The sequence below is a fragment of the Sphingomonas qilianensis genome, from assembly GCF_039614825.1.
Taxonomy (GTDB): Bacteria; Pseudomonadota; Alphaproteobacteria; order Sphingomonadales; family Sphingomonadaceae; genus Sphingomonas; species Sphingomonas qilianensis.
The window spans coordinates 912,847-934,419 of record NZ_JBDIMF010000001.1; the positions used below are offsets into that span (position 1 = coordinate 912,847).

The window sequence follows — 21,573 nt, forward strand, 5'->3', positions numbered from 1 at the left end:
GCTTGCGCGGACTAGGCCGCCACCGCGCTCTGGCGTTGCGCCTCGGGCAGCACCGCGGCGGCGTAATCGCTTTCCGCCAGCGCGATCAGCGCGCGATCATCATGATTCCACGGGTGGAAGCCGGGCAGGAAGAAGGCGATCCACGCGCCCAGGATCTTGCGCGCCATGCCGGGATTGCCGAACGCGTAGCGCGCCAGCCCGGCCCATGCCCTGGCACCGGTAATCCCGTCCTGCCGCAGCAAGTCGAGCATCCCGCGGCGACGGCCCTGAAAGAATTTGATCGTCGTGGCGATCATCACGATCGATTTGACCTTCCAGCGCTGCCAGCGGCTCCAATCCTTGGTCGCGTGCAGCCACGTGTCATACGCGACGCCCTTATGCTCGATTTCCTCAGCGGCATGCCAGCGCCACAAGGCCGCGGCCTGCGCATCGCCGCCCGCCAGATGCTGGGGATCGGCGATCAGCTGGTGCGCCAGCATCGCGGTAAAATGCTCGAGCGCCATCGTCGCCGCCAGGCTGGCGATCGGCGGGCGCCCCTTGGTCAGCGCCAGCGCCTTATCGACATCGCGTTCGAGCAACGTCGTGTCATAACCCTGATCGGTGACATGGCGGTTGAACGCGACATGCTCGCGCGTGTGGATCACTTCCTGCTTGATGAACGCCTGGATCTCGGCGCGCAATTGCGGCGGCGTGCCCTCGCGAAACGCGCGCACGCTATCGACGAAATAGCCTTCGCCCTTGGGGAAGGTGACGGACAAGGCGTTGTAAAAGGCGGTCGCATAAGGATCGTCGTTGAGCCACCAACGGCGCATCTGCGTGCCGCGGCCAAAGCGCAGATCGCGCGGCGTGATCGTGAGATCGGCCGGAGTTGTTGCTTTCGGCATGAAAACCTCGGAACAGAAAGAGACTAAAGTGACCGTTGCACCAAACTAGGCTTTACTTACACTCATGTCAATAATGCGTCGCCGGCTCTCCCCCGAACAATCGCGTGAAGCGGCGATCGAGGCGGCGCGTGCGCTGCTGATCGAGGACGGGCCGCAGGCGGTGACGCTGAAGGCCGTGGCGGCGCGGATCGGGCGGACGCATGCCAATCTGCTGCACCATTTCGGCTCGGCCGCGGACCTGCAAAAGGCGCTGATCGCGCATCTCGCGGACACGATCACAGCGCAGATCGGCGACGCCGCCAAGCGCGCGCGCGCGGGCGACCAGGATCCGCGCGAAGTGGTCGATATGACGTTCGATGCGTTTGCGCGCGGCGCCGGCGCGATGGCCAGCTGGATGATCCTGACCGGCAACGAGGATGCGCTCGACCCGATCCTGGAGGCGATCCACAAACTGGTCGATGATCTGTCCGAAGGCCATCAGCCCGGACGCCCCTCGATCCACGAGGAAACGCTGCAGCTGGTCCTGACCGCCCTGGGCGATGCATTGCTCGGCGGGCCAATGGCCAAGGCGCTGGGCTTGCCCCGCACGACCGCGCGGGAATTGGCGGTGAAGACGCTCATTGCCTCGCACGTGAGCGGCACGGCAGGATAAAGCACCGCGTCGTGGCAAAGCCACGCCGTCGTTCCTCGCTCGAGCGAGGCCGGCCGGGCGCGCTTCAGCCTCGCTTTAGCTGCGCTAAAGCTGTAGGCCGCGCGTCATGCACTTCCTAGACCAAGCAAAGATCTTTGTCCGTTCCGGCAATGGCGGCCCCGGGGCCGTCAGCTTTCGCCGTGAAAAGTTCATCGAATATGGCGGCCCCAATGGCGGCAATGGCGGCAAGGGCGGCGACATCGTGTTCGAAGCGGTCGCCGGGCTCAACACGCTGATCGATTTCCGCTACACGCAGCATTTCCGCGCCCCGCGCGGCAAGGGCGGCGCGGGCAGCAATATGACCGGCGCAGGCGGCGAGGATCTTGTCATCAAGGTGCCGGTCGGCACGCAGGTGCTGAGCGAGGACCGCGAAGAGGTGCTGGCCGATTTCACCGAAGTCGGCGAGCGTGTCGTGTTCCTGCGCGGCGGCGATGGCGGGCGCGGCAATGCCAGCTACAAGACCTCGACCAACCGCACGCCGCGCCAGCACGGCACGGGCTGGCCATATGAGGAAATGTGGGTGTGGCTGCGGCTGAAGCTGCTTGCCGATGCCGGGCTGGTCGGCCTGCCCAATGCCGGCAAATCGACCTTCATCAATGCGGTCACCAACGCGCAGGCCAAGGTCGGTTCCTATGCCTTCACCACCACGCGCCCGCAGCTCGGCGTGGTGCGGCACAAGCACAAAGAATTCGTCGTCGCGGATATTCCGGGGCTGATCGAGGGCGCCGCCGAAGGCGCCGGGATCGGCGACCGGTTCCTCGGGCATATCGAGCGGTGCAGCGTGTTGCTCCATCTGGTCGACGCCAACGACAAGGACGTGGCGGAAAGCTACCGCATCGTGCGCGACGAGCTGGAGATTTACGGCGCCGGGCTGATCGACAAGCCGGTGATCGTCGCGCTCAACAAGATCGACACGCTCGACGACGAACTGATCGCGGCGCTCTCGGCCGAACTCGAGGAAGCCAGCGGCGCGGAAGTGATCCCGATCTCGGGCGCGGCCGGCACCGGGCTCGACTGGATCCTCGACAAGATGCTCGAGGCGATCGGGCCATCGGGCGGCGTGGTCGGCGCGGATGACGAGGGCGAGGACGAGATTGCCTGGTCGCCGGTTTGAGCGGTATGCGGGCTGTGATGGGTAACGCCGATGGCGCCTCAACCGGATTACCCTCTGCTGACCGCTGAAGAGTTTCTTCGGTTCGACTTCGGCGATCGAAAAGCCGAGCTCGACAATGGCGTGATTCGGATGCTGGCGGGCGGCACGCGCCGCCATGCCGAGGTGCAGGGCACTATATTTGGCTGGTTGTGGCAGCATCTGCGGGGCAGCCAATGCCGCCCCTACGGGCCAGACATGGCGACCCGCACACGATCAGTCGATCCGCAAACCGGACGTATCGCTCTTCTGTAACGATCGACGCGACGACGATATCCGCTCCTACGATGATCCTCGCATGCTGTTTGAAATACTATCGGCTGGCACGCCCCGCACCGACCTGCGCACCAAGCCCGAAGAATATAAGGCGCTTGATAGCGTCGATACGATCGTTTTCGTCGATACTGCCGCTGAACGGTTGAGGATCGTGCAGCGTACGGCCGCCCACGGCTGGCGCGATATGACTTATCAAGAAGCAGCCGATGTGCCGCTGCCGTCACTAAACATGACGCTCCCGCACAACGAGATTTTTGCGCGAGGTTAGGTTGTAGACTCATAAAGCGGTCATTCCGCTTCCGCCCAATAGCGAACATTCATCTGCTCGTCACAATGAGCTGGTCTCTCGTTCCTGACGCAGGAGACAAATATGTGGCAGCGCACACGCTCGCTTCGAAACTGGATTGTCGTCATGGCTACAGTCGTCGGGCTGAGTGGGATCTGGCTATCTGCCAATGATTGGATCGTGGGCCTGTGCCTGTTAACAGTCCTAGTCATAAACGCGGCTGATTTCTTGGCCGATCGTGTCGGGAGCAGCAGCTAGCCACCAAGTTGCGACATTCGTGATTGGCAAAGCGGACAGACCGAAAACGCCCAGTAGCGGGCATGGTCTCGCCTGTTTGATGACGACCTTCTATTCACCTCGCGTATCCATAGGCGTCGGTGCAGAACGTCATCAGGATGGGATTAGTAAGGTCGCCTCATTGCTAACAAGGAAAGATGCGATACTTTGGCGCTAACCGGAGGTGGGAACGTCTTTCATGGAATGGGTAAATAGTTACCGCCAGCACGTGTCGGGTGAGAAGCCTAACGCGTTCCTATTGCTGATCATGAGGATCTTGCGTGGATTTCGGACTATCTATTTTGGGCTCGCCGTACTTGTCTTAGCTTTTGGGGTTTGGTATGCTTCGACAGTCGATATGGGGCTCGGTGGGGGGATGGCACTAATCCTATTTCCTGCGGCTTCAATCCTTATCAGCATGGTGGGAGTGTTTACTTACGGGGTGGCTCAACTATTTCTGTCACCGTCCTCTCAGGAAAGCTGAGGCTGTGCCCCTCAAAGATGCAGGTCTCTGACGCGTTAGCGTAACGCAAAGGCCGGTTTGTCCACTTGCTTCTCAAAGCGGTCCTTCCGCTCTCCACCAATTCTTGCCGTTCGCGCCATGAGTAGGCGGCCCACATTTTCTGATCACCCCGGGACTTGGTCCCGGGATCACGGCGCCGACAGCGGGGCGCGCTTCCCACTATTGGCCTTGGACGCCGCCTGGTGGACCCCGGACCAAGTTCGGGGTGACGAAGCCGGGAGCAGCACGACGCGCTCGATGCGTCCGCCTCGCGATGGCTTAACTTGGCCGTAAAGCGTGCTAACGCATCGGCCATGTCGCTCTTTCCGCCTTCCGCCTGCCCGCGTCTGATCGTCAAGATCGGATCGGCGTTGCTGGTTGATCCCGATGGCGGGGTGCGGCGGGCGTGGCTGCAGGGGATGGCCGCCAATATCGCCGCGCGCCACGCCGCCGGGCAGCAGATCGCCGTGGTGTCGTCGGGCGCGATTGCGCTCGGCGCGCGGCGGCTGGGGCTGGCCAAGGGCGGACGCGCGAGCCTGGAGGATGCGCAGGCTGCCGCCGCGGTCGGGCAGATAGCGCTGAGCCAGGTCTGGGCCGAGATGCTGGGGGCCGAGGGGCTGACCGCGGCGCAGATGCTGGTCACACTGGATGATCTGGAAGATCGCCGGCGCTACCTGAATGCGGCGGCGACGTTGGACCGACTGCTGGGCCTGGGCGTCGTGCCGGTGCTCAACGAGAATGACAGCGTGGCGACCGAGGAAATACGCTTCGGCGATAACGACCGGCTGGCCGCGCGCGTGGCGCAGGCGGCGGGGGCGCAGGGCGTGGTGCTGCTCAGCGACATTGACGGGCTGTACGATCGCAACCCGGCGCTGCCCGGCGCGGTGCATGTGCCGCGCGTCGAGCGGATCGACGGCGCGGTGGAGGCGATGGCGGATCGCGGCTCCGCCTCGGGCATGGGATCGGGCGGGATGGTCTCGAAGATCGCGGCGGCGCGGATCGCCAATGCCGCCGGCGCGCATCTGGCCATCGCCAGCGGGCGGATCGAACGACCGTTATCTGCGGTGGCGCGGCATACCGTGTTCGTCGCGGAGAAATCCGCGCCGGCGCGCAAGGCGTGGCTGGCCGGCGGGATCACCGCCAAGGGCGCGATCCATGTCGATGCCGGCGCGGCCGCGGCGCTGGCCAGGGGCAACAGCTTGCTGGCGGCGGGCGCGACGCGGATCGACGGCGCGTTCGTGCGCGGCGATCTGGTGACGGTGAACGGGCCGGACGGCGCGATCATCGCGCGCGGGCTGGCGGAATATGATGCGGCGGAGGCGGCGCGGATCATGGGCAAACGCAGCGACGTGCTGGCGGAGGTGCTGGGCTACGCCCCGCGCGGCGCGCTGGTGCATCGCAATCACATGGCAGTGTTGTGATGCGTGACCTCACGCCCCGGTGCGGCGGCATGGGGGAAGCGGCATGAGCGTTCTTGCCATCACCGGCGGCACCGGCTTCGTCGGCACCCGCCTGATCGATCTGGCGCTCGCGCAGGGGCATGGCGTGCGGGCGCTGGCGCGGCAGCCGCAGGAACCGCGCGCCGGCGTCACCTGGATCAGCGGCGCGCTCGATTCGGCCGACGCGCTGCCGCACCTGCTCGACGGCGCGGACGCGGTGATTCACGTCGCCGGCGTGGTCAACGCGCCGACGCGCGATGCTTTTGCGGCCGGCAATATCGCTGGCACGCGGGGCATGGTGGCCACGGCGCTGGCGCACGGCCCGAAGCGCTTCATTCATGTCTCCTCGCTATCCGCGCGGGAACCCGAACTCTCCAATTACGGCTGGTCCAAACGCGGCGGCGAAGACGTGGTCGCCGCGAGTATGCTGGACTGGACGGTGGTGCGCCCGCCGGCGGTGTACGGCCCGGGAGACATGGAGATGCGCGACGTTTTTCGCCTGGCGCGGATGGGGCTTGCGCTGATGCCGCCGCCGGGGCGCCTGTCGCTGATCCATGTCGACGATCTCGCGCGGCTTCTGCTGGTGCTGGTCGCGCGCGATCCGGGGCCGGTGATCCTGGAGCCGGATGATGGCAGAGCGTGGACGCATGACGAGTTCGCCCGCGCGGTGGGCGTGGCGGTGGGGCAGCGCGTGTTGACGTTGCCATTGCCGAAAGGGCTGCTGTCGCTCGCGGCAGCGGCGGACAAAATGTTCCGCGGCGACGAGGCCAAGCTGACGCAGGACCGGGTGAACTATCTCGCGCATCCCGATTGGGCGGCGGACCCGGCGCGGCGCCCGGCGGCAGATTTGTGGCGCGCGGAGATCGCCACGCCCGCCGGACTGGCGGCGACGGCGGCATGGTATCAGGCACACGGGCTGTTGCGGTAGCTAGCGCACCACCCCGGCCATGCGGGGGTGACCATGGTCCGCCACGCTCAGGCCCCCTTCCCGCCGCATTCGCTTGGCAAGTTGCGCGGCAATTGCATATGGACATGGGCATGACAGACCGCACCGAGATTTTCGACACGATCACCGCCCAGATCGCCCCCTTCAACAAGAAGGGCGTGACCGTTACCGAGGCCACCACATTCCAGGGCGATCTGGAATGGGACAGCCTGACGGTGATGGATTTCGTGGCGGCGATCGAGGACGACTTCGACATCCTCATCACCATGAACATGCAGGCCGAGATCGAGACGGTCGGCCAATTGGCCGATGCCGTCGCCAAGCTGAAGGGTTGAGACGATGACCGATGCTGGCCTGGCGGCGGAAAAGCTTCCCGTCGACCCCGTGGAGAGCGCGCCGGCCAATGACGCCGGGCGCGACCTGATGTCCAAATTCGATGCGCTGATCGCCGAGCGCCAGGCGCTGATCGATACGGGCGTGACCGATCCGTTCGCCATCGTGATGGAACAGGTCACCTCGCCGACCGAGGCGGTGATCGCTGGTCGCGACACGATCCTGCTCGGCACGTACAATTATATGGGCATGACGTTCGATCCCGACGTGATCGCCGCCGGCCATGCCGCGCTCGACCAGTTCGGCTCGGGCACCAATGGCAGCCGCATGCTCAACGGCACGTTCCGCGATCATATCGAGGTCGAGGATGCGCTGCGCGATTTCTACGGCATGTCGGGCGCGATCGTCTTTTCCACCGGCTATATGGCCAATCTCGGGATGATTTCGACGCTCGCCGGCAAGGGCGAATATGTCATCCTCGACGCCGACAGCCATGCCTCGATCTATGACGGCTGCAAGCAGGGCAATGCGGAGATCGTGCGCTTCCGCCACAATGATGTCGAGGACCTCGACAAACGCCTGGGCCGCCTGCCCAAGGACGCGGGCAAGCTCGTCATCCTCGAAGGCGTCTATTCGATGCTCGGCGATATCGCACCGCTGGCCGACATGGTCGCGGTGGCCCGGAAGCACGGCGCCATGGTGCTGAGCGACGAGGCGCATTCGATGGGCTTTTACGGCCCCAACGGGCGCGGCGTGTACGAAGAGCAGGGCTGCGACGTCGATTTCATCATCGGCACCTTCTCCAAGTCGGTTGGCACGGTCGGCGGCTTCTGCGTGTCGAACCATCCCAAGTTCGAGGCGATCCGGCTGGCGTGCCGGCCGTATATCTTTACCGCCTCGCTGCCGCCGTCGGTGGTCGCCACCGCCGCGACATCGATCCGCAAGCTGATGACCGCGACCAAGAAACGCGCGCAATTGTGGGACAATGCCCGCAATCTGCATGGCGGGCTGAAGGCGCTTGGCTTCAAGCTCGGCACCGAAAAGCCCGACAGCGCGATCATCGCGATCATCCTCGATGATCAGCAACAGGCGGTGGCGATGTGGCAGGCGCTGCTCGACGGCGGCCTCTACGTCAACATGGCGCGCCCGCCGGCAACGCCGGCCGGCACCTATCTGCTGCGCTGTTCGCTGTGCGCCGAACATACGCCGGCGCAGATCGAAACCGTGCTCGGCATGTTCGCCGCAGCGGGTCGTGCGCTGGGCGTGATCTGAGACGTTTGTCGAACGGCCGAGGCGCGGTGTATATAACGACGGCATGAACGGGATCGAGGGCGAAAGCGCAGCGACCGGAGGCCCCCGAGCCGCCTGGCGCACCATCATGCTGGTCGTGATGGCCGTGCTCGGCGCGGCCACGCTGGTGGCGCTGATCCTGACGCTGACCAGCGCCAACCGCCAGCGCGATCATGCGCTGCGGCTGCAATCGCACAGTTACGAGGTGATGATCCTCGCGCGCACGCTCTCCGGCACGATCGCGCGCAGCGAGGCCTCGCTCGGGCGCTATGTGATCAGCGGCGACAAGCAACTGGGCCGGCTTTATGCCGATGGCTGGCGATCGGCGGGGCGGCAGATCGTGCGGCTCGATCAGGTCACCAGCGACAATGCCGGGCAGCATCGCCGCGTCGACGCACTACGCCGCGGTTATGACGAGCGCGGCGCCGAACTGGCGCTGATCGCGCTCAGCACCAATTACGCCAAGAACGATCAGGCCCTGGCGCGCTATTATCAGGCGCGGCAATCCGTCTCGCTGGCGCGGATCGATCGGCTGCTCGATGCGGTGATCGATGCCGAGCGGCGCTTGCTGCAGGCGCGCACGGCCATCGCCATGGCCACGATCGAGCGCGCCAACCGGCTGGCCGCGGTGCTGGCGACGTTCGGCGTGCTGATCGTGCTGGGGGCGATCGTCCTCGGCTGGCTGACGCTGCAGGCGCTGGGCGACAAGGCCAGCGCGCGCGCCGAGGCGGAGAGCGAGCGCGAGCGCGCGCACGAACTACAAGTGGCGGTGGAGGAAGCGACGAGCGAGCTCAGCCGCCAGGAAAGCAAGCTGCGCCAGGTGCAGAAGATGGAGGCGGTGGGGCAGCTGACCGGCGGCATCGCGCATGATTTCAACAATATGCTGGCGGTGGTGCTGGGCGGGCTGGAGCTTGCGCGGCGCAGCCTGAGCAAGGATCCCAAATCGACGCACCGGCATATCGACAACGCGATGGAGGGCGCCAACCGCGCTGCCGCGCTGACCCGGCGGCTGCTCGCCTTCTCGCGCGAGGAAGCGCTGCATGTCGAACCACTCGCGGCGGGCGCGCTGGTCGCCGGCATGTCCGATCTGCTCGATCGCACGCTGGGCGACGCGATCACGGTGAGCGCGCAGGATCTGTGCGGCGACTGGATGACCTGCGCCGACCGCCACCAGCTGGAAAACGTCATCCTCAATCTCGCGGTAAATGCGCGCGACGCGATGCACGGGCGCGGCACGCTCACCATCGTCACCGCCGCGACGCAGCTTGCCGAACAGGCCGTGGGGCGCTGCGCCGCGGGGGACTATGTCACGATCGCGGTCAGCGACACCGGGCACGGCATGACGCCCGAAGTGATGGAGCGCGTGTTCGAGCCGTTCTTCACCACCAAGCCGATCGGCCAGGGCACCGGGCTGGGGCTGAGCCAGATCTTCGCCTTTATCCGCCAGGCCGAGGGCGAAATCCATCTTGCCTCGACGCCGGGCGAAGGCACCACCGTGACACTGTACCTGCCGCGCTACGTGGCCGTGGGGCTGGCTGTGCCGGAACGGGTGAGCGACGCCGCGCCGATGCAGATCGGCACCACGCTCGACATCCTGGTGGTGGAAGACGATCCGCGTGTGCTGACCGCGACGATCGGCGCGCTGGAGGATCTGGGCCATCGCCCCATTGCCTGCGCCGATCCGCTGGCCGCGCCCGCGTTGCTGGCACAGACCCCGCAGATCGACCTCATCGTCTCGGACGTACTGATGCCGGGGCAGACCGGGCCGGAAATGATCGCCGCCCTGGCGCCGGCCTACCGACATATAGCCGTGCTGTTCGTCACCGGCTTCGCGGGCGACACCAGCGAGGCGCAATTCGGCGGCCACCACGTGCTGCGCAAGCCGTTTACCATCGCCCGGCTCGAACAGGCACTGGCCGAGGCGATGGCCGAACGCCCGGCGGCACCGAGCATCGCGGCGGAATAATCGCGCACGCCAGCGCGACCATTTTGCGGCTGACGGACGCCGATCGCGCCGGTATAGCGACACATTCCCCCGCGCATCCGCGCCCGATCGCGAAAGACCGTTTCCCGCACCATGAAGTCGATCGATCGCTACATGGTCCGGCTGATCCTGCTGCCGCTGATCTCCACGCTGGTCATCTCGGCCATGCTGCTGGTGCTCGATCGCATGCTGCGGCTGTTCGATTTCGTCGCCACCGAAGGCGGGCCGATCAGCGTGGTGTGGAAAATGCTCGCCAATCTGCTGCCCGAATATCTCGGGCTGGGCATCCCCATCGGGCTGTTGCTCGGCGTGCTGCTCGCGTTCCGCAAGCTTGCCACCAGCTCCGAACTCGATGTGATGCGCGGCGTGGGCATGAGCTATTGGCGGCTGTTGCGCGTCCCCTTCATGTTCGCGTTCGTCCTGGCGCTGGCCAATCTGGCGATCGTCGGCTTCGTCCAGCCGCGCGCGCGCTACGCATATGAAGGGCTGCGCTTCGAGCTGCGCACCGGCGCGCTCGGCGCCTCGATCAAGGTCGGCGAGTTCACGCATTTCGGCGATCAGATGACGATCCGCATCGAGCAGAGCCGCGAACAGGGCCGCAAGCTTTCGGGCATCTTCGTGAAAGCGGTGACCAAGAACGGCGCGTCCTATGCGGTGACCGCCGAGACGGGCAAGTTCATGGCCACCGACAATCCCGACGAGATCGTCTTCCAGCTGACCAACGGCGTGCTGATCAACGACGCGCCCGGCCTGTCCTCACCCCGGGTGCTGACCTTCACCACGCATAACCTGCCCATCCCGCTGCCCAAATATGGCGCGTTCCGGCAACGCGGCCAGCGCAACCTGGAGCTGACGCTGCCCGAACTGGCGCAGATCGGTCGCAATCCCGCCGCGACCGAGGACCTGCGCGATACCAGCCGCGCCGCGTTCCACTTCCGCGTGGTCGAGGTGGCGACGATGTTCCTGCTGCCGCTGCTCGCGCTCGCCTTGGGCATCCCGCCCAAGCGCTCGACCTCGGCGCTCGGCGTGTTCCTGGCGATCGTGATGGTGGTGACCTATCACAAGATCAATCAATATGCCGAAGCGATCGGCAGCCTAGGCAAGATCGATCCGCTGATCGCCTTGTGGACGCCGTTCGTGCTGTTCGCCGCGCTGGTCGGCTGGATGTTCTACACCATCGCCTATGTGCCCGACGGCCAGCCGATCGGCGGGCTGGAGCGCGTCGCCGGCAAGATGGCCAAATGGATCGCGCGCCGCATGCCCGGGCGCCGCATGGAGCCGCAATCGTGAGGAATTTCCTCGAATTCTTCCCCTCGCGCGTGGTCGCCTTGTACATGGCGCGGCTGTTCGTCGTGCGCACCTTTGCGATCATGGCGGCGCTGGTGCTGGTGCTGCAGGCGCTCGACCTGCTTGGCCAGACGGGCGACATCCTGGCCTATCCCGGCAATGGCGATACCGAGGTATGGCGCTATGTCGGCCTGCGCGCGCCGCAGATCATCGCCTTCATCCTGCCCTTCTCGGTATTGCTCGGCACGATCCTGACCCTGTCGACGATGAACCAGAATAGCGAGATCATCGCGCTCAAGGCATCGGGCCTGTCCGCGCATCAGGTGCTGGCGCCGCTGATCGCCGCCAGCCTTGTCGTGGCGATGGTGTCGTTCGCGTTCAACGATCGCATCGTGGCGCGCGCCTCGGCCACGCTGGCGCAGTGGCAGAAGGTGAATTACGGGCCGCTGCCCGTGGATCGCGGCGACCGCTACAACGTATGGGTGCGCGATGGCGACGATCTGATCGAGGTCGGGCAGATCAAGGGCAAGGGCGCCGCCGCGCGGCTCGGCAACGTCACGCTATACGATCGGGCCAAGGGCAATCTGGTGTCGATCGTGCAGGCGCCGCGCGGCTCCTATACCGGCGCGGCGTGGCGCATCGAGGAGGCGACGCGCTTCGACGTGGCCAGCGGCCGCGAGACCAAATTGGGCACGGTGATCGTAGCCCAGGGCGTGCGGCCCGATCAGTTCACGCTGGCCACGGTCAACGCCGAAGGCCTGTCGTTCGGCGCGCTGCGCGAGGCGATCGGCGACTTGTCCGACGCCGGGCGCCCGACCAAGGCGCTGGAAGGCGCGGCCTGGCATAAACTGTCCGCGCCGCTGTCAGCGATCCTGATGCCGCTGCTGGGCGCGGTCGCCGCCTTCGGCGTGGCGCGCTCTGGCAAGCTGTTCCTGCGCGCGGCGATCGGCATGGGGCTGGGCTTCGCCTATTTCGTGGCCGACAATTTCGCGCTCGCGATGGGCAATCTGGGGGCCTATCCGCCGTTTCTGGCGGCCTGGGCACCGTTCCTGCTGTTCTTCCTGATCGGCGAAGCAGTGCTGGTGCGGACCGAGGAATAGGATTCGAGCCTGCCCCCAGCGGCCGCCATTTCGGGCTCCCGCAACCCTGACGGTCGTCGGGATTACGCGCGTTGGCGGCTACCGCGCCACCATCGTGCTGCGCGCGATCTTCGCGACCAGGCTGGGCAACCCCGGATAGCTCGCCTTGTGATAAGGCGAGCCCGTCTCGAGCGCTGCCGTAAGGCGACGATGCGCCTCGCCCAGCGCGTGATAGGGCAGTCCCGGCAGCAAGTGATGCAGCGCGTGATAGCGCAAGCCGACCGGCGCCCACAGCATCGGCAGGAAAGCCGGCGGCGGCACGTTGACGCTGTCGAGATACTGGCCGGTGACGGTCATCGCTTCGCCCTCATTCTCCCACAGATGCGCGACCAGCGTGCGCACCTGATTGATCACCATCGATGCCGAGAGGATCACCAGCCCGATGATGAAGGCGCGCAACGGGATCACGCCCGTTGCTACCATCGTCAACAACGCGATTGCCCACAGGCTGGTCAACGTTTCCTGCCACAGCCAGGCGCGCTTCGCCTCGCCCTCGGGCAGGCGGCGGCGGAAGGAGGGGTTGATCGACAGCGACGAATAGCGCTCGACCGTCAGCTTGCGCACCGCAGGGATGAGCGCCGACAACGGCGACAGCACGGCATAGCGGAACAGCAAGGCGACCGGGCCGAGCGCCGAGACGACGATGAACAGCGGCAGCGTCCATGGCTTCATCAGCGCCAGCGGCAGATATTCGGGATCTTCCGCCGTGCCGTAGCGCGTGCGCGCGTGGTGCAGATTGTGCACCCCTTCATACATGAAGCTTGGCAGCAGCAGCGGGATGCCGGCGATCAGGTTCCACCCGAGATGGAAGCCGGGCACCGCCGATGGCTTGAAATGCGTCAGTTCGTGGATGAAGCTGCCGGCGCGGTACAGCGCCAGCACCGAGATCACGCCGGCGAGGATCGCCAGCCCTGTCGTGGGCAGCATCACTGCGGCGACCAGCGCGCCATAGCCGATCCCGGCCGAGGCGATCAGATCGGCCCAATAGACCACCGGCTTGTGCGGCAGCAGATCGCGGCTCAGCTCCGCCGCGGTGCGCAGCATCGCGCGATCATCGGCGATGCGCTCGCGCGTGGCGCGCGGGGGGGCGTCGGCGGGCTGCCCGACAAAGGCGAGTGAGCTATCCATGGTGCGTTGCATTACAGGTAGATAGTGGCGGCACGGTGGCAATCAACGTGTCCTTGACAGCAACACACGCACGCGGGACTTGGACGCCAGTTATGACAAGAGGTGCTGCCGCCGTGGCCAATCCCGCGCTTTCCATCCGCCCCGCCGACAGCAAGGCCGATCGCAAGGCCTTTATCGCCCTGCCCTATCGGCTCAATGCCGATGATCCCAACTGGGTGCCGCCGCTCAAAAGCGAGGAAGCGGAAAAGATCGATCCGAGCAAGAATGGCTGGTTCAGCCATGCCGTGGGGCAATTGTTTCTCGCCCTGCGCGGCGATGCGGTGGTGGGGCGGATTTCCGCGCATATCGATACGCTGGCGCTGACGCTGCCGCCGGAACAGGGCTTCGGCCCCGGCGTCGGCTGCTGGGGCATGCTGGAGGCGGAGGATCGGGGCACGGCGCATGCGCTGATCGTGGCGGCCGAGGACTGGCTGCGCGGCAAGGAGATGACCCGCGCGCTGGGGCCAATCAGCCTGTCGATCTGGGAAGAGCCGGGGCTGCTGGTGATGGGGCATGAGCATCCCCCGACCGTGATGATGGGGCATCACCAGCCGCATTATCAGGAATGGATCGAGAGCGCCGGCTATGCCGGGGTGAAGACGCTTTATACCTACGAGCTCGACATCACGAAGCAGTTCCCGCCGATCTGCGGGCGGATCATCGCCGCGGGCGAGAAGAATGCGCGCATCCGCATTCGCAACGTCGACAAAGCGAAGTTCGACGAAGAGGCGCAGATCATCCTCGCCATCCTCAACGATGCATGGTCGGACAATTGGGGGTTCGTGCCGCTCACCCCGCCGGAGATCGCCGATGTCGGCAAGAAGCTGAAGCCGATCGTGTTCGAGGATCTGATCCGCATCGCCGAAGTGGATGGCGAGCCCGTCGCGTTCATGATCACGCTGCCCGATCTCAACGAGGTGATCGCGCCGCTCAAGGGGAATCTGCTGCCGTTCGGCTGGGCCAAGATCCTGTGGTGGCTGCGCAAGCCCAAGGCGCGGACGATGCGCGTGCCGCTGATGGGCGTGCTCAAGCGGCTGCAATCGTCGCGCATGGCGAGCCAGCTGGCGCTGATGATGATCGAATATATCCGCCGCGCCGCAGTGGCCAATTATGGCGCGTCGCGCGGCGAGATCGGCTGGATCCTGGACGACAATCAGGGGATGCGCTCGATCGCCGATATCCTGGAATGCGATGTAAACAAGAAATACGAAATCTACGGCAAGGACCTGTAACGCCCAGACCCGCGGCGATGGCGTCGCCGCGGGTCTTGCGGGGGTTCATTTGGCCAGCGGATCATATCCTTGGGCGAGCCACTGGTCGCGGGTCTTGCAATATTTGCGCTTGAGATGCGATCCGGTCGGCGTATCGACGATGCAATAGCGGCGATTGGCAGAGGCCTGGGCTGGCTTCTCGGCTGACGGCATAGCTGCAGCGCCGCTGGCGCTGGCGGGCGCAGGCGCTTCCACGGCGCGAGCCTTTTCCGCGGCGGCAGGCGTGGCGATGGCAACGAGTGCGCCGGACAATGCGACGATGACAGTATTGATCATGATATCCTCCATCCGACCTGACGTTTATGCCGGCCGTAGCTGTGTTAGTGCATTATGCATGCCAAACACATGGAGCGTTATATTTCAGTGTCTTAGCGGAAATTCAGCTGCGATGTGGGTAGGATTAGGCACGATCAGTTGGCAAAAATCGCCAATCATCGGCTGATCAGAACCGGCGCGACACGCCGAGATAGAGTTCGGCATCGGGCGTATCGTGATTGAGCCCGGCATTGGCGCCGCAATCGAGCTGAAGATCGTCCCCGATGCGATATCCGAACGACAGGCCGGCGAGCGCCTGGCGGGTTTTGTCGGCGGGATCACGATCACGCAGCATCTGCAGTTCGAGCGAGGTAGAAAGGTTTTCGCTCAGCTTGAGCTCGAGGCCTGCGACCGCACTGTACGCGAGATGCCGACCATGGCCGTCCTCGTCCACCGCGGCATCGATTTCGGGGGTGAATTGCAGATTGACCATATCGCTGAGGTCATACGTGACCGGCACCAACAGTCCCGCGCCCCAATCGCCGCTGCCGACCGCGCCGTGGCCGACCGGCAGCGTGGCGAAGGACGACACTGCTGCCGAAAGCCCCTTGCCGTCGGGATGCGCGACACTGGCCTTGAAGCCGAAATAGGCATCGCCGGCGCCACCGCGGCGCTCGACGCCGCCGACGCCTTTGTCGCGCGTGCGGACATGGCCGAACGGGGTCCAGCCCGCTTGCAGTTCGAGCCTATCGGTGACGCCGAAGCGCGCCTGCGTATCGCCGAGCAATATCGTATCTTCGCGCCCGTCCGAGGTGTCGTCGCGCGTCCAACCGATCAGCGCGGTCTCGACCGATACCTTACCGGGCGACATCGTGCAGGGCGTGGTGCCGAGCCCGCCACGTGACGGACAATATTCGCGCGCCGCGGCCAGCGCAGGCGCGGCAATCGCCGCCGGCAGGAGCAGCACGGCGCGCATCAGGCGTGTCCTCATCGTGCCGTCTTCCTAGCGCAGACGAACCCAGGTGGGGGCGTGATCACTGGCCTTCTCGCGCCCGCGATACTCCTTGTCGACGCCAGCGTCACGCAGCCGATCGGCGGCGATCGGCGACAGCAACAGATGATCGATGCGGAAGCCGGCATCACGCTGCCAGGCACCCGCCTGATAGTCCCAGAAGGTCCACACGCCGCCCTTGGGGAAGCGCGTGCGCAGCGCATCGGTCCAGCCCTGCGCGACCAGCCGGCGATAGCCCTCACGGCTTTCGGGCTGCATCAGCGCATCGCTGGCCATCGCGCGCACCGAAAACGTATCGTCGTCATTGGGAATGACGTTGTAATCGCCCGCCAGCACGACCGGCTTTTCTTCCGTCAGCAAGACGCGCGCACGGGCGGACAAGCGCTCGATCCAGCGCAGCTTATAATCGAATTTGGGGCCGGGAAGCGGATTGCCGTTGGGCAGATAGATCGACGCGACGACCACGCCATTCACCTCGGCCTCGAGATAGCGGCTATGCTCATCCTCCGGCTCACCATCGAGCCCGCGCTGGCGCTCGACCGGATCGGATCCACGCGCCAGAATGGCAACACCGTTCCAGCTTTTCTGGCCATGCCACAACGCACCATAACCGGCCGCGCGGATATCTTCGATCGGGAACGTCTCATCGCTGGTCTTGAGTTCCTGCAGGCACACCACATCGGGCTGCTGCTCGACGAGATATTCCAGCAAACGCGGCAAACGCGCCTTGATACCGTTGATATTGAACGTGACGATTTTCACGAGGGGCGTCAGACCGAAAAGCTGGAGCCGCAGCCGCACCCGGATGCGGCGTTGGGATTCTCGACCTTGAACGCCGCGCCACCCAGCGATTCGACATAATCAACGGCGCAGCCGCGAACGAGATCCAGGCTGATCGAATCGACCACCAAGCGCGCGGCACCCGTTTCGGCGACGGCGTCATCATCGGCGACTGTATCGGCCAGCTCAAATTTATACTGGAAGCCGGAACAGCCGCCGCCATCGACCGCCAGCCGCAGAATAGCGGGCTTGCCTTGCCGCGCCGCGATGGCCGCGACACGCGCGGCAGCGGACGGGGTCAGCGTAACTTCAGCGGGTGCGAGAGTGGCCATGCGGTTTGAGATAGGCGGTCGCGGGGGGAACGGCAACCGGGCGCGGAACGGAGACGTCCCGAGCCCCATGCTTCAACGCCCTCTCATGTTCTTCACGCGAGAGGGCTCAAGACATCATCAGTCAGATGCCGGGCCGCCCACCGCGACCGGGGCCGCCTGCGCGCCGCGATCCTGCACGCCGGCCAGATAATCAGCGGTCTGCAGGAACGGGATCGGGCTGACCGCATGACCATCGATGCGGACTTCGTAATGCAGATGCGGGCCGGTTGAGCGCCCTGTCGACCCCATCAGAGCGATCAACTGCCCGCGCTTCACGCGGGACATCGGCGCGACCATGATCTTGGAAAGGTGGCCGTAGCGCGTCTGGATGCCCTTGCCGTGATTGATTTCGACCAGATTGCCGTAGCCGCCCGACCGCTCGGCGCGGCCAATAATGCCATCCGCCGTCGCATAGATCGGCGTGCCCACGGGGCCGGGAATATCAACGCCCGCATGCATCGCCGCGGTGCCGCGGAATGGATCCGAACGCACGCCGAAATTGCTGGTAAAGCTCATGTGCGCGACCGGCTGCACCGAAGGGATCGAGATCGCGCCGTGCTCGTGGTTATCGAGCTTCTTCCAGGTCATGAACAGGGTGCGGAACTGCGTGTCCGATTGCGCGTCCACATTGGCCGCACTGGCGCTCGCTGCCTCGAACGGGCCACCCTCTGCCGGCGCCGGCGTGGCAGCAGGCGGCGCCGCTGGCGCGGCCTGGGCCATAACGGAAGACGAACAGCAGATTGCCAACGCGGCAATAGTGCGGCCGGTGCGAGCCCGGAGCCGTGCGGTGTTGCCCGCGACATGCGCATTAAAAATATCGGTCATCAGTCCCCGGCGATCTGCTGTGGAAACCGGGAAGTACCGGCGCCCGCCCCTGAACCGTCTGGATCGCAAACCCCTCCGCGCTCCAGACGCCTCCTTGTGACCTTCGGGAACAAATAAGAGCAAGCGCGAAACGGCGATCGAGCGGTCAAGCGCCGGAGACGCGCGGCGAGCCGTTGAAACGAGCGCCGCACCCGCGACATTTCGTAGGGAACCAATCGGTGATTTTAACGTCGCGCTCGAATCTATTGATCGAATTGAGCTTTATTCAGAGCGCGCGAACCGCATCCAGCACCTGCGCGACATGACCCGGCACCCGCACCTTGCGCCAGGCGCGCCGCAGCACGCCACCGGCATCGAACAGGAAGGTCGAGCGATCGATCCCCATATAGGTTTTGCCGTACAATTGCTTCTCGACCCAGCTGCCAAAGGCGGCAAGCACGACACCGTCTTCGTCCGAGGCAAGCGGCACGGCGAGATCATATTTGGCCGCGAACTTCTGATGTTTGGCCGGCGTATCGCGCGACACGCCCAGCACAGCGCAGCCCGCCGCCTGGAAATCGGGATAGGCCGCGCCGAATTCCTGCGCCTCACGCGTGCAGCCCGGCGTGTCATCCTTGGGATAGAAATATAGCACCAGCGGGGCGCCGAGATAATCACGCAGTTTCAGCGTCGCGCCATCGGGCGCCGTCAGCGTGCCTTCAGGCAGGGTCCCGCCTTCTTCAAGTGCCATTGCCGCCTCCAATCTGATGCCAATACTGCAACACTTCCTGCCGCGTGCGCTCGAACGCAGCAAGCGTCTCGGGCCAATCGGCCAGGCCGACGGCGCGCGCGATCAGCGCCTGGGTGACAGGGCCGGGCTCCTGCGCATCCGGCGCCACAAGCCTTAACGTCACGAGCAGCCGGCCGAGCAGATCATAGGCCGGCCGCAGGGCAGCGGGCGCCAGTCCGGCGGCAATCAAGCCATCGATCGCGCGCCCGAGATTGGCGTCGAAGCCGGTGCGATGCACCAGTTGCACGACATGCACGGCGAATTCCAGATCGACCAGGCCGCCGGGCAGCATCTTGGCATCGAGCGGCCCGGCAGGCGGCTTATGCGCCGCCATGTCGGCGCGCATCGTGGTCGCGTCCGCCACGATATCGCGCGCCGGGCGATCGCCAGCGAGCACCGCATCGATCACTGCGATCGTCGCCGCGCGCGCGGCGGGCGCACCGAACACCGGGCGGGCGCGGGTCAGCGCCATATGCTCCCAGCTCCATGCGCTCTCGCGCTGATAACGCGCAAAGCCATCGAGCGAGACGCTCAAGGGACCCTGCGTACCCGACGGGCGCAGCCGGGTATCCACCTCGTAAAGCGGCCCGGCTGCTGTCGCCACGGACAAAGCGGCAGTCAGACGCTGCGCCAAGCGGTTGTAATACAACACCGCCCCCAACGGCTTTTCGCCGTCGGACTCGGCGGCGAAATCGCCGGTGAAGAGATAGATCAGATCGAGATCGGAGGCATGCGTCAGCGCGCCCCCGCCCATCCGGCCGAGCGCCAGCACGACCAATTCGCTACCGGCCACGCGGCCGTGCTTGGCGGCGAATTCGGCGATCGTGGCCTGCGCCAGCACCTCGATCGCCGCCTCTGCCACGCGGGCATAGCCGGCGGACACGTCGAGCGGATCCGCCGCGCCGGCGACGATCTGCGTGCCCAGCGCGAAACGCTTTTCGCCGACGATCTTGCGCACGTGATCGAGCTGCGCCTGATAATCGCCGACGTCGTTCGTCATCTCTACGGCAAGCTGCGCAACCGAGCCGACGGCATCCAGCGCGGTGGCATCGATCAACCCATCCAGCAGCGCGGCGCGTTGGCCAAGCGCATCGGCCAAGGGCGCCGCGTGGCTGAGGATCGCGCCAAGCAGCCGCGCCAGCGCGGGTCGCGCCTCCAGCAAGCGCAGGAAGTTGATCGCGCTGGGCAGGCGCGACAGCATGGCATCGAGCCGCAACATCGCAGCATGCGGATCGGGCGATGTGCCCAGCGCATCGATCAACCCCGGCAACACCGCCTCCAGCGCAGCCAGCGCCGCCGGGCTGCGCAGCGCCGGATAGCTGCCCGCGCGCCATTGTTCGATCCGCTGCACCGCGCTGGTCGTGTCGGCAAATCCCGCGCTGGCGAGCTGACCCGTAAGGCGGGCACGATCATGCGACAGGCCATCGCCTTCATCGGGCTCGATCGCATCGTAGATCCGCGCCGTGCTGCCGATGTGCGGGCGGAGCAGATCGAGCAGATCCGCCCCCTGCCCCAATCCATGCAGCCGCGCGACATTGTCGAGCGCTTCGCCAGTGGGCAGATGATGCGTCTGGCGATCATCGATCATCTGCACGCGGTGTTCGATCGTGCGCAGCACTGCATAGCTATCCGACAGCGCGGCGGCGTTGGCGGGATCGATCCAGCCGCCCGCCGCCAGCGCCGCCAGCGCATCGCGCGTGGCCGGCGCGCGCAGCCCCGGATCGCGCCCGCCATGGATCAACTGATGGATTTGCGCGAAAAACTCGACTTCGCGAATCCCGCCGCGACCGCGCTTGAGATCGAAGCCGGGGCCGAACGCCTGCCCCTGCGCGTGATGATCGCGGATGCGGCGCGAGATGCCGCGAATCTCGCCGATGGCGCCGAAATCGAGCGCGCGACGCCACACGAACGGGCGGATCGTCTCCAGGAAACGCTGCCCCAGCGCGATATCGCCGGCCGCGGCGCGCGCGCGAATGAAGGCGGCGCGCTCCCACGGCAGCGCCTGCGATTCATAATAGCCGATCGCGGCGTCGACGGGCAGCGCCGCCGGTGTCGCCTCGGGCGACGGACGCAGGCGCAGATCGACGCGCAGCACATAGCCATCGCCATCGCGTGCCTGCAGCAGTTCGACGACGCGCTTGGCGATACGCACCGCCGCTTCCTGCGGCTCCTCCTTGCCGCGACACGGCAAGGTGGCAGGATCGAACAGCAGAATGGGATCGATATCGGACGAGTAATTGAGTTCGTGGCTGCCCTGTTTGCCCAGCGCAATGGCGACGAAGCCGCGCGGCGCGGCATCCGGCGTGCGCTCGAGCATCGCGGTGCGAATGGCGGTATCGAGCGCGCGATCGGCGAACGTGCTGAGCGCGCCCGTTACGGCAGTCAGATCCAGCACGCCGGCCAGATCCCCGATCGCGACCAGCAGCGCGAGCCGCCGCCGCTCGAGCCGCAGACGCCGGGCGACCGGCATGGCCGCATCATCGATCGCTACTGCGGCAAGCGGCGGCAGGACGCCGCGTTCGAGCGCTGCCGCCAATGCCGGCTCGCGCGCCAGAATCATGTGCAGGAACGGAGCGTGCGCATGCGCGCGCGCGACCGCGCCGATGATGTCGGGATCAGGCAATGTTGCCATCATGCACC

The 21,573-nt window shown here is 65.7% G+C and carries 21 protein-coding genes; 12 read left to right on the forward strand and 9 right to left on the reverse strand.

The genetic code is table 11. The features are described 5' to 3' along the window. Window positions 1-11: 11 nt before the first annotated feature. Window positions 12-884 carry a metal-dependent hydrolase gene (locus ABC969_RS04415; RefSeq protein WP_345863233.1) on the reverse strand — a complete coding sequence of 291 codons (873 nt, stop codon included), beginning with the start codon at window positions 882-884 and terminating at the stop codon, window positions 12-14. Between the two features lie 64 nt (window positions 885-948). Between ABC969_RS04415 and ABC969_RS04420 the strand changes: the two genes are divergently transcribed. The 11 genes from ABC969_RS04420 to lptG all read left to right on the forward strand — a co-directional run bounded on the left by ABC969_RS04420 (window position 949) and on the right by lptG (window position 12,444). After that, window positions 949-1,536, forward strand: a complete 588-nt coding sequence (locus tag ABC969_RS04420) for a TetR/AcrR family transcriptional regulator (protein ID WP_345863234.1) — start codon at window positions 949-951, stop codon at window positions 1,534-1,536. A 106-nt stretch (window positions 1,537-1,642) separates the two neighbouring features. Continuing rightward, the gene (gene obgE, locus ABC969_RS04425; protein WP_345863235.1) at window positions 1,643-2,689 is read left to right on the forward strand and encodes a GTPase ObgE; all 1,047 of its coding nucleotides are present in this window, start codon (window positions 1,643-1,645) and stop codon (window positions 2,687-2,689) included. Between the two features lie 30 nt (window positions 2,690-2,719). After that, a complete protein-coding gene (locus ABC969_RS04430; protein WP_345863844.1) occupies window positions 2,720-2,980 on the forward strand; it encodes a Uma2 family endonuclease in 261 nt (86 codons plus the stop codon). After that, complete coding sequence (locus ABC969_RS04435; protein ID WP_345863237.1) at window positions 2,868-3,269, forward strand: Uma2 family endonuclease; 402 nt, start codon at window positions 2,868-2,870, stop codon at window positions 3,267-3,269. Before ABC969_RS04430 ends, ABC969_RS04435 begins: the two co-directional genes overlap by 113 nt. Before the next feature lie 1,110 nt (window positions 3,270-4,379). Beyond that, window positions 4,380-5,486 (forward strand): glutamate 5-kinase, encoded by a 1,107-nt coding sequence (proB, locus tag ABC969_RS04440; protein WP_345863238.1) that lies wholly within the window; start codon window positions 4,380-4,382, stop codon window positions 5,484-5,486. A gap of 43 nt (window positions 5,487-5,529) precedes the next feature. Then, window positions 5,530-6,432: an NAD-dependent epimerase/dehydratase family protein gene (locus ABC969_RS04445; protein WP_345863240.1), complete on the forward strand. Its 903-nt coding sequence runs from the start codon at window positions 5,530-5,532 to the stop codon at window positions 6,430-6,432. Between the two features lie 110 nt (window positions 6,433-6,542). Then, window positions 6,543-6,785 (forward strand): acyl carrier protein, encoded by a 243-nt coding sequence (locus ABC969_RS04450; RefSeq protein ID WP_345863242.1) that lies wholly within the window; start codon window positions 6,543-6,545, stop codon window positions 6,783-6,785. Between the two features lie 4 nt (window positions 6,786-6,789). Continuing rightward, entirely contained in the window at window positions 6,790-8,055 is a 1,266-nt protein-coding gene (gene spt, locus ABC969_RS04455) for a serine palmitoyltransferase (RefSeq protein WP_345863244.1), read from the forward strand. Window positions 8,056-8,098: 43 nt separating this feature from the next. Next, window positions 8,099-10,039, forward strand: a complete 1,941-nt coding sequence (locus ABC969_RS04460) for an ATP-binding protein (RefSeq protein ID WP_380808595.1) — start codon at window positions 8,099-8,101, stop codon at window positions 10,037-10,039. A gap of 111 nt (window positions 10,040-10,150) precedes the next feature. Beyond that, entirely contained in the window at window positions 10,151-11,347 is a 1,197-nt protein-coding gene (gene lptF / locus ABC969_RS04465; protein ID WP_345863246.1) for an LPS export ABC transporter permease LptF, read from the forward strand. Window positions 11,348-11,391: 44 nt separating this feature from the next. Beyond that, complete coding sequence (gene lptG, locus ABC969_RS04470; protein WP_345863820.1) at window positions 11,392-12,444, forward strand: LPS export ABC transporter permease LptG; 1,053 nt, start codon at window positions 11,392-11,394, stop codon at window positions 12,442-12,444. 78 nt (window positions 12,445-12,522) lie between these two features. Here the strand turns inward: lptG and ABC969_RS04475 are convergent, their stop codons facing one another. Next, window positions 12,523-13,611, reverse strand: a complete 1,089-nt coding sequence (locus ABC969_RS04475; RefSeq protein ID WP_345863247.1) for a fatty acid desaturase family protein — start codon at window positions 13,609-13,611, stop codon at window positions 12,523-12,525. Between the two features lie 113 nt (window positions 13,612-13,724). Between ABC969_RS04475 and ABC969_RS04480 the strand changes: the two genes are divergently transcribed. Next, on the forward strand, window positions 13,725-14,882 hold the full coding sequence (locus ABC969_RS04480; RefSeq protein WP_345863821.1) for an N-acetyltransferase: 1,158 nt from the start codon (window positions 13,725-13,727) through the stop codon (window positions 14,880-14,882). A 45-nt stretch (window positions 14,883-14,927) separates the two neighbouring features. Here ABC969_RS04480 and ABC969_RS04485 read toward each other — a convergent pair whose 3' ends face one another. The 7 genes from ABC969_RS04485 to ABC969_RS04515 form a co-directional block, all read right to left on the reverse strand. Continuing rightward, the gene (locus tag ABC969_RS04485; protein WP_345863248.1) at window positions 14,928-15,197 is read right to left on the reverse strand and encodes a hypothetical protein; all 270 of its coding nucleotides are present in this window, start codon (window positions 15,195-15,197) and stop codon (window positions 14,928-14,930) included. Between the two features lie 166 nt (window positions 15,198-15,363). After that, window positions 15,364-16,167: a transporter gene (locus ABC969_RS04490; protein ID WP_345863250.1), complete on the reverse strand. Its 804-nt coding sequence runs from the start codon at window positions 16,165-16,167 to the stop codon at window positions 15,364-15,366. Window positions 16,168-16,179: 12 nt separating this feature from the next. After that, window positions 16,180-16,950, reverse strand: a complete 771-nt coding sequence (gene xth, locus ABC969_RS04495; protein ID WP_345863252.1) for an exodeoxyribonuclease III — start codon at window positions 16,948-16,950, stop codon at window positions 16,180-16,182. Between the two features lie 8 nt (window positions 16,951-16,958). Further along, the gene (erpA, locus tag ABC969_RS04500) at window positions 16,959-17,300 is read right to left on the reverse strand and encodes an iron-sulfur cluster insertion protein ErpA (protein WP_345863253.1); all 342 of its coding nucleotides are present in this window, start codon (window positions 17,298-17,300) and stop codon (window positions 16,959-16,961) included. Window positions 17,301-17,417: 117 nt separating this feature from the next. After that, on the reverse strand, window positions 17,418-18,164 hold the full coding sequence (locus ABC969_RS04505) for a M23 family metallopeptidase (RefSeq protein WP_345863254.1): 747 nt from the start codon (window positions 18,162-18,164) through the stop codon (window positions 17,418-17,420). A gap of 265 nt (window positions 18,165-18,429) precedes the next feature. After that, window positions 18,430-18,894, reverse strand: a complete 465-nt coding sequence (locus ABC969_RS04510; RefSeq protein ID WP_345863255.1) for a peroxiredoxin — start codon at window positions 18,892-18,894, stop codon at window positions 18,430-18,432. After that, the gene (locus ABC969_RS04515; protein ID WP_345863822.1) at window positions 18,884-21,565 is read right to left on the reverse strand and encodes a bifunctional [glutamine synthetase] adenylyltransferase/[glutamine synthetase]-adenylyl-L-tyrosine phosphorylase; all 2,682 of its coding nucleotides are present in this window, start codon (window positions 21,563-21,565) and stop codon (window positions 18,884-18,886) included. Before ABC969_RS04515 ends, ABC969_RS04510 begins: the two co-directional genes overlap by 11 nt. Window positions 21,566-21,573 lie beyond the last annotated feature (8 nt).

Coding starts and splice junctions, on each gene's coding strand:
- proB (WP_345863238.1), top strand. CDS start 4,380: ATGTCGCTCTTTCCGCCTTCCGCCTGCCCGCGTCTGATCGTCAAGATC.
- ABC969_RS04475 (WP_345863247.1), bottom strand. CDS start 13,611: ATGGATAGCTCACTCGCCTTTGTCGGGCAGCCCGCCGACGCCCCCCCG.
- ABC969_RS04510 (WP_345863255.1), bottom strand. CDS start 18,894: ATGGCACTTGAAGAAGGCGGGACCCTGCCTGAAGGCACGCTGACGGCG.
- erpA (WP_345863253.1), bottom strand. CDS start 17,300: ATGGCCACTCTCGCACCCGCTGAAGTTACGCTGACCCCGTCCGCTGCC.
- ABC969_RS04490 (WP_345863250.1), bottom strand. CDS start 16,167: ATGAGGACACGCCTGATGCGCGCCGTGCTGCTCCTGCCGGCGGCGATT.
- lptG (WP_345863820.1), top strand. CDS start 11,392: ATGGCGCGGCTGTTCGTCGTGCGCACCTTTGCGATCATGGCGGCGCTG.
- obgE (WP_345863235.1), top strand. CDS start 1,643: ATGCACTTCCTAGACCAAGCAAAGATCTTTGTCCGTTCCGGCAATGGC.
- ABC969_RS04415 (WP_345863233.1), bottom strand. CDS start 884: ATGCCGAAAGCAACAACTCCGGCCGATCTCACGATCACGCCGCGCGAT.
- ABC969_RS04450 (WP_345863242.1), top strand. CDS start 6,543: ATGACAGACCGCACCGAGATTTTCGACACGATCACCGCCCAGATCGCC.
- lptF (WP_345863246.1), top strand. CDS start 10,151: ATGAAGTCGATCGATCGCTACATGGTCCGGCTGATCCTGCTGCCGCTG.
- ABC969_RS04445 (WP_345863240.1), top strand. CDS start 5,530: ATGAGCGTTCTTGCCATCACCGGCGGCACCGGCTTCGTCGGCACCCGC.
- ABC969_RS04460 (WP_380808595.1), top strand. CDS start 8,099: ATGAACGGGATCGAGGGCGAAAGCGCAGCGACCGGAGGCCCCCGAGCC.
- ABC969_RS04485 (WP_345863248.1), bottom strand. CDS start 15,197: ATGATCAATACTGTCATCGTCGCATTGTCCGGCGCACTCGTTGCCATC.
- spt (WP_345863244.1), top strand. CDS start 6,790: ATGACCGATGCTGGCCTGGCGGCGGAAAAGCTTCCCGTCGACCCCGTG.
- ABC969_RS04505 (WP_345863254.1), bottom strand. CDS start 18,164: ATGACCGATATTTTTAATGCGCATGTCGCGGGCAACACCGCACGGCTC.
- ABC969_RS04420 (WP_345863234.1), top strand. CDS start 949: ATGTCAATAATGCGTCGCCGGCTCTCCCCCGAACAATCGCGTGAAGCG.
- ABC969_RS04430 (WP_345863844.1), top strand. CDS start 2,720: ATGGCGCCTCAACCGGATTACCCTCTGCTGACCGCTGAAGAGTTTCTT.
- ABC969_RS04515 (WP_345863822.1), bottom strand. CDS start 21,565: ATGGCAACATTGCCTGATCCCGACATCATCGGCGCGGTCGCGCGCGCG.